The 1920-nt window shown below is 71.8% G+C and carries 1 protein-coding gene; it reads right to left on the bottom strand.

The window, feature by feature from the left end; genetic code table 11:
* Nucleotides 1-503: 503 nt before the first annotated feature.
* On the bottom strand, nt 504-1920 hold a 1417-nt coding region (locus ACRX5W_RS12035), incomplete at its 5' end, for a protein phosphatase 2C domain-containing protein (RefSeq protein WP_436788023.1).

Raw genomic sequence — 1920 nt, 5'->3', positions numbered from 1 at the left:
GGAGAGTAGGACGCCGCCGGAATTATTGTGTGGAAGAGGCTTCTCCCTTTCGGGAGAAGCCTCTTTTGCGTTGGAGCGTGTTTCGACGCGGAGCGGTATGGTCGTGCGCATGCCTGAAAACAATGAGCAAGACCCGGCCGCAAGCACCCAGATGTTCCAAGCTTTTGTGGCGGGCGAGCGCGCCAACGCGGCGGCGCCGGCCGAGCATCACCGCAGCGGAGGGATCTCGCCGGTGATGATCGGCGTGATCGTCGTTGTACTGATCGCCGTGGTCGTCGGCGCTGNGCTTTTGTGGCGGGCGAGCGCGCCAACGCGGCGGCGCCGGCCGAGCATCACCGCAGCGGAGGGATCTCGCCGGTGATGATCGGCGTGATCGTCGTTGTACTGATCGCCGTGGTCGTCGGCGCTGTGCTGGCGTTCGCTTGAGAGAACCTGCGTACCCGGAAGCGGCGGGTCGAGGGCCTGGTGCCAGGCCTCGTCCCGCCGCCTTGTGTTCTCCCCGGCTACGGCTCGGGCCACAGGGCCACGACGGCGCCGTCGTCGGTGTGGCTCCCTTCGGCAACGTCGCCGAGGAAGCGCAGCAGTTCCGGCGGGCGCCGCCAGTCGTCGGCGAGACGGGCGGCGAGGCCGCCTGAGCCGGCGCCGAGGGCTTCGGCATAGCCGCCGGTCATGACCACGAGGGCGTCGCTGGGCCGCCAGGTAGTACGGCAGACGCGTGCGTGCTCGGTTCCGTGTTCCGGGAGCGCGGGGGACGGAGCGTCCGCGGGGGTCTCCCGGACGCCCAGGGGAGCGCGCCAGCCGCCTTCGGACAGACGCAGGACGGTGCTGTCGCCCAACACCGCCATGTCCACGCGGTCGTCGTGCAGGGGCTCGGCCGAGGTGACAAGCACCGCGAGGCGCGTTGCGGGTGCCGGACGGCCCAACGCGCGGGCCCGCGAACCGATTTCGGTGAGGCGGGTGTGCAGCTCCGTGCGCACGGTGTCGAGCGTCTTCGTCCAGTCCCACTCCTCGTGGGGGCCGGAGACGACCATGCGTGCGACAGCCCGGTAGGTACTGCGGATCGCCACCTGGGCGGCCAGTTCGGCGGCGTACACGCCGTCCACACCGTCGCAGACGATGGTGATGGTCCATGCACCGCTGGGGTCGGGACCGACCGCGAAGGAGTTCTGCCGGGGAGTCCCCTGCTCGGAGTGCAGGCCGCCGCGTACCGCTGCGGCGCGTACGGTGAGGCGTCCGACGCGTCCGCCGTCGACGACCATGCCGCCGCCGTCGGCGAGGACGGGGGTGGGCAACAGGCGGAGCATGCGCCGGGGTTCGGGGCCGTCGGGTGTGGAGTGCGCTGCCTGGTCGGCCTGTTCCGCCGGTGGTGGCGCAGGTTGTTCGTCTTCGCCGTGGTCGTCGGGGAGTTGCTTGGTCAGCTTCGGCGCGGGCGTGCCGGCGATCGGGTCCGGGGCCGAGGGCGGGTCCGGGTCGCGTGGGTCGAGGGGATCGACGGGGTCCATGGGGTCGAGCCAGTCGGACACCGCGCCGCCGCGGATCTCGCGGTCGCGGGGCGCTGCGGCGATCGGCGGAAGCGTTCCGGCGGGGAGTGCGTCCGACATCGATGTTCCGGGCGGTGGCCCGGAGCCGAGCATGATGTCTTCCCACGGGCTGCTGTTGCGGGTGCGGCGCGGGCGGTCTGTGGCTTCGGACGCGTCGTCGGTGTTCGGGGCGTCAGGTAGGCCCGGCGGTTCCGCGTCGCGATCCGTCTGGCGCGGAAGGGGCGGCGGTTCCTCGGGCGGTGGCGGCACGGCCGCCGGGGTGTTGTAGAGGTTGTCTTCGTCGTCGGGGCGGCCCGCGTAGAAGCCGGGCTCGTCGTCGGTGCCGGACGGGTTCCCGAATCCAAGCCAGTTGGCGAACCGGCGGGCCGGGCCCGGCCCG

The sequence above is a fragment of the Yinghuangia sp. YIM S10712 genome (assembly GCF_051388935.1).
GTDB lineage: Bacteria > Actinomycetota > Actinomycetes > Streptomycetales > Streptomycetaceae > Yinghuangia.
This window is presented reverse-complemented; position numbering and strand designations above follow the sequence as displayed.